Below are 6744 nucleotides of genomic sequence, written 5' to 3'. Positions count from 1 at the left end.
TGCGCTGCTCCAGCAACATTCTGACTGCGCGTTCGCGCAGTTCGGGGGGATAACGTTTCGATGACATAGTTGGGTCTCCTTTACTGAGAGTTTAGTCTCCAAGAAACCCGGTACGGTTCAGTTTTCCTCTTCCAGCTGGCGCATGTGCTTCAGTTCTGAGGGCGAAATGCCACCGTATTTCTTGCGCCAGGTGTAAAACGTGGCATCGGAGATACCCAGTTTGCGGCAGACATCCGGCACAGACGTACCCAGCTCAGCCTGCTTCAGGGCAAAGACAATCTGCTCTTCGGTGAATCGAGCCGCCACTGCCATGGCAAATGACTACGAGTACTAAGAAAGATTAAAGGGATTAAAGAAGCAATATTATCTCAATTTTCCTCTTCTAATGGCTGCACATTAGCAATACGCGCCATCAAATGGCCAGCTGTAATCAAAAGCGTCTGTTCTTCGTCGCTGAGGCAAGACGCCATGGCGGCGGAAAGCCAGACTTCTCGCCGCGCGCGGCTTTTATGCAGCAGGCGCAGCCCTTCCGGGGTCAGTTTAACCCTGACCTTGCGCCGGTCTTCGGCGTCCGGCGTGCGCATCAGCAAACCATCGGCTTCCAGATCGCGCAGCGCAGCGGCCAGATTGGAGGAACGCATACGCTCCGATTCCGCCAACAGAGAAGGCGTCGCCTCGCCGCCGTGGCGATCGATGGCGCCGAGCAGCAGCAGTTGAGCCCAGGATTTTTCGTCACTGCGCGATTCACGCCGCATGCGGCGCACCAGAGACATCAACTGCATGCGCAGCAGCGTTGTTTCTTCAGCAGGATTTTTTTTCATCGTTATCAATAAATAGCTATATATTTATCAGCACTTTCACATCACGGGATAGCGCGGTCAACCTAAATTGTGCCAACGGAAAACCCCGTCCCTATCTGGACGCACCGCCCCTGCTAGCAACGGCGAAATGCAGCAGAAAAACGAACAGCAGGCCTATGCTGCCACCCAGCAGCACATTGAGCGCCCGTTCCGTGGCGACCTCCGGCGTCTGGCCGATAACCATCAACGCACTGGCGATACAGGCGCAGCGCACGCCAAAGCCCAACGTATAATGTGAGAAAGACACCAACGTGAGCATGGCTGCTACGGTTAAAAACTCATACACCAGCACACTGTGCGGCATGATATAGCCCAGCAGCACGCCGACAGGTACGCCAATCAGGGCTCCGACCCCGCGCTGATATAGCTTTTTGCGCGCCGTCGTCGTGTCGCCAGTCACTACACTGACGGCCGACCAGATCACCCATTGCCCATAGTCCAGCTGGCCCCATTCGACGATCGCCACCGCCAGCGCGACGGCCAGACTCACGGCGAACAGGGATTCGCCGCAAGCGACCCGCGCGCCGAGATCACCGCTGCGATGCAGCGTAAACACATGGTGCCAACGGCGGCCGGTCAGCACATGTTCCGCCAGTGAGATAGCCAACACCGGCAGCACGGCGGCCACCAGATAGGGCAACAGCGGCAAGACGCGCATGGAAAACTGCGCCGGGGCGACACCTTTCGCCGTTTCACACGCCAGATAGAGCGCGGGAATAAAGGTAAAGTTGCCCAGCGATCTCAGCTTATCACCATAAGCCGGTATCCCTATAACCGCAGCTGCTGCCAGCGTGCAGGTCAGCACGAAAATGGCCGGTTGGCACATGGCGAACAGCAGTGCCAGAAAGGCCAGCAACAAGACCAGCGCGTGGCATGCCACACCAAGTGGTGCCAGCTCCACCCTTTCATAGACGATAAACAGTGAAATGGTAACAACCGAAGCCTTCAGCCAGTTAGCCTCCCCCGTCAGCAATGTTAACGCCAACACAGGCGTCAGCATCCATGCCGCACGTTTTAGCGATCGCAGGTTAATTTCCGATGTTAATTTTGGCGGTAGATGCTGCATCAAAGATCTCTCAGGTCTTCCAGCGTGACAATCTCGGTGATGTGTGCGAGCGTCTCAATTGATTCTTGATGTTCTTTCTGCGTGGCGGCAGCGCAGGCTTCTTCCAGCAACAGAACCTGGTAATCGCGGTCATGCGCATCGCGTGCCGTGCTTTGCACCGCCCAAGTGGTGCTGACGCCGCAGATAATCAGCCGTTCGATGCGCCGGGCGCGCAGCGCCGCATCCAGATTGGTACCGTAAAAGGCGCTGACGCGCGGCTTAACGATCACCAACGCCCCCAATTCGGCCGCCAGCTCGGAATGAAACGCCGTGCCAGGCTGATCCAGCGCAATGGCACCGAATTTATGCGCCTGACCGAACATGCGTGAATGTTTGGGCTGGTCTACATAATCAGCGGCGAAACCCACCTTAACCAAAATGCGCAGCCAGTTTTTTTGCTGCGCCAGCGCCAGCGCACGATTGGCCTGTGCGATGACGTTGCGTTCCACTACCTGCTGTGCGGAGCGCGCAATTTTTCCGTCTGGGTGGGTAATATCAAAAATATAGTCGAGAGCGATCAGGGCAGTATTCACGGTGTTTCCTCTTGCTTCGATGAAATGGGTTGGTGGTCTTTCTTCGAACATTTGACTATATTTATATAGCTATGAATACATAAATATCAAGTCAAACATGGCCGAATAAGAGCAAACGACGTGCCGGTGTGTCGTTCCCTTCAACCTCAGCCCCCGAGAACGCTTTGTATGGAAAGAGTATTTAAGATGTCGAAAGCCCAGCAGTTGAAGACCTTGATCGAAGCGCGCCGCGCCCTCCCCATGCCTGGCGTATACGACGCGTTCAGCACCCGGCTGGCCGAGCATGCGGGATTCAAAGCACTACAAGTCAGCGGCTTTGCCGTTGCGGCGGCGGCCCTGGGGTTACCAGATATCGGTATTCTATCCCTCAGGGATCAAATTAATGCCGTTCAGACGATAGCGCAAGCGATTGATATACCGGTGATGGCTGACGGTGATACCGGTTTTGGCAATGCTCTGAATACTTACCATACGGTGCGTTTACTTGAGGCGGCTGGCGCGGCCGGCGTTAACTTGGAAGACCAATCTTTTCCAAAACGCTGTGGACACATGGACGGCACATCCCTGATCCCCGTAGAAGAAATGGTACAAAAAATTCGCGCAGCTACAGAGGCGCGCATCGATGCGGACTTTGTTATCAACGCGCGCACCGACGCGATAGCGACCGAAGGTCTGGCCAGCGCCATTTCTCGCGCCAATGCCTATGCCGCCGCCGGCGCCACGGTCATTTTTATTGAAGCCGTTCGCTCACGGGAAGACATCGCCACTATCGTTTCGCAGGTCAAGGCCCCCATCAGCATCAATATGGTTGGAACCCACGGTGGAAAAACCCCGATGCTCAGCCTGCAAGAACTTGAACGTTTAGGGGTTGCACGTGTCTCCTACCCGATTCTGACACTTTGCGCCGCTGGCGGTGCCATGCGGCAGGCTCTGGTGACGCTGGCTAAGTCCGGGGGGCTGGATGCGCTGGAGCAGCAGTTGCTTTCATTCAATGAGGTGACCGAAGTGGTGGGACTGCCTACGGAACGGATGCGCGAACAGGCGTTTGCGCTATGAGTGGCCAAACGCTTTTCGCCAAGCTTTGGGAAGACCATAGGGTCGCCTCTCTGGCGGGCGATCGGTCCGTGGTAGTTATCGATAGCCTGATGCTGCACGAGATCACCGGCGGCTACGCTCTGCGTGAAATGATGCAAAATGGTGAGCGGCCCCCTTCTGCATCCGTCTCAGGTCTTCACCGTGGCAGATCATGCCATCAGCACCGCGCCCGATCGAGGGCCGTTTGACTCGCCTTCGAAAGGCGGCAGCGAAATGATTTCATCCCTGGCGGCTGGTGCGGAGGCCTTCGGCTTTAATTATGCCAACTCGGACAGCATAGCCCATGGGATCGTCCACGTTGCGGCACCGGAGCAGGGGTTTGTCATGCCGGGTATGACGCTGGTTTGTGGCGGTAGCCACACCTGCACACATGGTGCATTTGGCGCACTGATCGTGCAAAAAGCCAAAGCGTTGCGCATCACGCTTAATGGCCAACTGGATGAGCGGGTTTACAGCAAAGATATTGCGCTGAGGCTGTTGGCCAAGTATGGCGTTAGGTTAGCGCTCGGATATGCCATTGAGTTCTTCGGTGAAACCGTTGACACTATTTTCCCGGAACCGGAGTCTGCTGCACAGACGGTCTAAATGTGACGCTTACCGTACTACAGCAAGTCTGCGACAAACTTCGGGCCCAGGTCACTGCGGCTAAACTGTTGAAGCTCAGCATACGGAAATTGCAAAGAATCCTTGTCAAGTATCTTGCTGACGGCATAACCTCGCGTAAACAATCGCGCTCCGGATGATATCAAGCTGCGTGTTCTAACGTTGATACGCGAAAAATATGGTGACTTCGGTCCTACATTAGCCACAGAAAAGCTCTGACCTGCCCCCTTTATTAGATACAACGCTCAGTTAGTAATGTCGGTTTGTTTACCTTCTAATTTTCCATTTCGCCAGTTCGCTGCAAATTCAGCTGGCGTCTGGTAATTCAGCGATGAATGAGGTCTGGACTCGTTATAGTCCTGCCGCCAGTCATTAATCGTTTTCCTGGCATAAGCAATATCGCTGAACCAGTGTTCATTCAGGCATCCATCTCTGAATCGTCCGTTAAAACTCTCAATAAATCCGTTCTGAGTCGGCTTGCCCGGCTGGATAAGCCGTAGTTCCACACATCATGCTCAAAGGCCCATTGATCGAGCGCGCGACAGGTAAATTCCGGGCCCTGATCGGTTCTTATTGTCGCCGGATAGCCCCTAAACAGCGCGATGCTGTCCAGAATACGCGTGACCTGAACACCTGAAATACCTAAAGCCGCGGTGATCGTCAGACACTCTTTCGTGAAATCATCCACACAGGTCAGGCACTTGATCCTCTGACCGTTGGCCAGTGCGTCCATAACGAAATCCATCGACCATGTCTGGTTCGGCGCTTCCGGGCGCAGAAGCGGAAACCTTTCGGTTGCCAGCCCTTTACGGCGTCGTCTGCGTTTTACGCTCAGTCCATTAAGGTGGTAAATACGGTATACCCGCTTGTGATTGACGTGAAGGCCCTCCCGACGCAGCAGTTGCCAGATGCGGCGGTAGCCAAAACGCCTGCGCTCCAGTGCCAGCTCAGTGATGCGCCCTGATAAATGCGCATCAGCTGCCAGGCGCTGAGCCTCGTAGCGGCAGGTCGACAGGGACAAACCTGTAAGCCTGCAGGCACGACGTTGCGACAGACCGGTCGCACCACACATAAACTCAACGGCTTCCCGCTTCTGGCCTGTCGTCAGTACTTTCGCCCCAGAGCCACCTGAAGTGCCTCCTTATCCAGCATGGCTTCGGCAAGTAGCTTTTTGAGGCGGGCGTTCTCCTCTTCAAGAGATTTAAGCCGCTTCACCTCAGGAACTTCCATGCCACCAAACTTCTTACGCCAGGTGTAAAAGGTGGCGTCGGAAATGGCGTGCTTACGGCAGAGTTCACGGGCAGAAACCCCGGCTTCAGCCTCACGGAGAATACTGATGATCTGTTCGTCGGAAAAACGCTTCTTCATGGGGATGTCCTCATGTGGCTTATGAAGACATTACTAACATCGCGGTGTGTTAATCAACGGGGTGTAAGTATCCCAACTTTAGTTCCACGTACATTTTGAGAGTTCCGGTTTTTCAGCCATCAGCCGGTACTCTTCCGGCGTCAGGTTATTCAGGGATTCATGAGGCCGCTCGTTGTTATATTCCGTCAGCCAGCGCTCTGTAATTTCCCGTGCTTCATTCAGTGTTCTGAACAGGTAAAAATCCAGGATTTCTGTGCGGTATGTCCGGTTGAACCGTTCGATAAAAGCATTTTGTGTTGGCTTACCCGGCTTGATAAATTCGAGCTGCACGCCATGTTCTTCGGCCCATTGTGCCAGCGCCAGTGAAACCAGCTCTGGCCCGTTGTCCATCCGCATCTTCAACGGGTAGCCGCGATTTACCACGATCCTGTCCAGCACCCGGACGACGCGTTGCGCCGGGATATTAAGGTCGATTTCTATCGCCAGAGCTTCACGGTTAAAATCATCCACCACATTGAGGTAATGGGAGCGAAGCTGCAATATGACGACATTTGTGGTATACAGGAGTAAAATCACCAGCATCTTCTGATAGTTACATATATCGGAGTACATATGGATAACTGGCAGGATAAAACTGAATGGAAAGATCTCTGGTTGTTGACTCCTGAGCAAGTTCCCCTGCTGTCTGGTATGACCGACAAGGGCCGTCTCGGATTTGCCATTCAGTTGAAGTTTATGGAGATGTACGGACGATTTCCTTCGTCAGGCAAGGATGTCAGCATGGATGTTATTCAGTACCTTGCTCAACAGCTCGGTCTTTCTGGTGATCTTTTTTCTTCATACGAACCACTGGATCGGCAGGGGCTACGGCATCGCCAGACGATCCGGAAATTACTCGGCTATCGCCCTTCTGCTGACAGTGATCTCCGGCTGCTTTTTGACTGGTTGTGCGCTGAGGTTTTACCCTTGGATCCGAAAGCACTCCACGCCCGGGAAGCTGCTTTTGACTGGTTTCGTGAGCAACGCACAGAGCCTCCTGCAACAGCACATCTTGAGCGGGTTATTCGTTCTGCTACATACCATTATGAAGAGACCCTTTTAAACTCCATTTACAACAGACTCACCAACAACCATAAATCTTTCTCTTATACTCATCTCCGAGCCCCCGAGAAGAAGAAAT

The 6744-nt window shown here is 54.0% G+C and carries 6 protein-coding genes and 3 pseudogenes; 3 read left to right on the top strand and 6 right to left on the bottom strand.

Annotation, left to right across the window (positions count from 1 at the left end; genetic code table 11):
* Positions 1 to 120 precede the first annotated feature (120 nt).
* The 4 genes and pseudogenes from H5P17_RS25890 to H5P17_RS25875 all read right to left on the bottom strand — a co-directional run.
* Positions 121 to 312, bottom strand: a pseudogene (locus H5P17_RS25890) (transposase); the annotation flags it as partial.
* A gap of 56 nt (positions 313 to 368) precedes the next feature.
* Positions 369 to 821, bottom strand: coding sequence for a MarR family winged helix-turn-helix transcriptional regulator (locus H5P17_RS25885; RefSeq protein WP_182825850.1), 453 nt, complete (start codon positions 819 to 821; stop codon positions 369 to 371).
* Positions 822 to 912: 91 nt separating this feature from the next.
* Entirely contained in the window at positions 913 to 1860 is a 948-nt protein-coding gene (locus tag H5P17_RS25880; protein WP_182825849.1) for an FUSC family protein, read from the bottom strand.
* A gap of 65 nt (positions 1861 to 1925) precedes the next feature.
* Complete coding sequence (locus H5P17_RS25875; RefSeq protein ID WP_182825848.1) at positions 1926 to 2498, bottom strand: isochorismatase family cysteine hydrolase; 573 nt, start codon at positions 2496 to 2498, stop codon at positions 1926 to 1928.
* Positions 2499 to 2684: 186 nt separating this feature from the next.
* Here H5P17_RS25875 and H5P17_RS25870 point away from each other — a divergent pair, with 186 nt between their 5' ends.
* Both H5P17_RS25870 and H5P17_RS25865 read left to right on the top strand, forming a co-directional pair.
* A complete protein-coding gene (locus H5P17_RS25870) occupies positions 2685 to 3554 on the top strand; it encodes an oxaloacetate decarboxylase (protein ID WP_182825847.1) in 870 nt (289 codons plus the stop codon).
* Between the two features lie 138 nt (positions 3555 to 3692).
* Entirely contained in the window at positions 3693 to 4178 is a 486-nt protein-coding gene (locus H5P17_RS25865) for an aconitase family protein (protein WP_182825846.1), read from the top strand.
* Positions 4179 to 4441: 263 nt separating this feature from the next.
* Here the strand turns inward: H5P17_RS25865 and H5P17_RS25860 are convergent.
* Positions 4442 to 5564: pseudogene (locus tag H5P17_RS25860) on the bottom strand (IS3 family transposase).
* Positions 5565 to 5642: 78 nt separating this feature from the next.
* A pseudogene (locus H5P17_RS25855) lies at positions 5643 to 6095 on the bottom strand (integrase core domain-containing protein); the annotation flags it as partial.
* An 81-nt stretch (positions 6096 to 6176) separates the two neighbouring features.
* On the opposite strand from H5P17_RS25855, the gene H5P17_RS25850 reads away from it, so the two are divergent.
* On the top strand, positions 6177 to 6744 hold a 568-nt coding region (locus H5P17_RS25850; RefSeq protein ID WP_182825845.1), incomplete at its 3' end, for a DUF4158 domain-containing protein.

The sequence above is a fragment of the Serratia sp. OS31 genome, assembly GCF_014164835.1.
Classification (GTDB): domain Bacteria; phylum Pseudomonadota; class Gammaproteobacteria; order Enterobacterales; family Enterobacteriaceae; genus Serratia; species Serratia liquefaciens_A.
This window is presented reverse-complemented; position numbering and strand designations above follow the sequence as displayed.

Coding starts and splice junctions, on each gene's coding strand:
- H5P17_RS25885 (WP_182825850.1), bottom strand. CDS start 821: ATGAAAAAAAATCCTGCTGAAGAAACAACGCTGCTGCGCATGCAGTTG.
- H5P17_RS25880 (WP_182825849.1), bottom strand. CDS start 1,860: ATGCTGACGCCTGTGTTGGCGTTAACATTGCTGACGGGGGAGGCTAAC.
- H5P17_RS25870 (WP_182825847.1), top strand. CDS start 2,685: ATGTCGAAAGCCCAGCAGTTGAAGACCTTGATCGAAGCGCGCCGCGCC.
- H5P17_RS25865 (WP_182825846.1), top strand. CDS start 3,693: ATGGTGAGCGGCCCCCTTCTGCATCCGTCTCAGGTCTTCACCGTGGCA.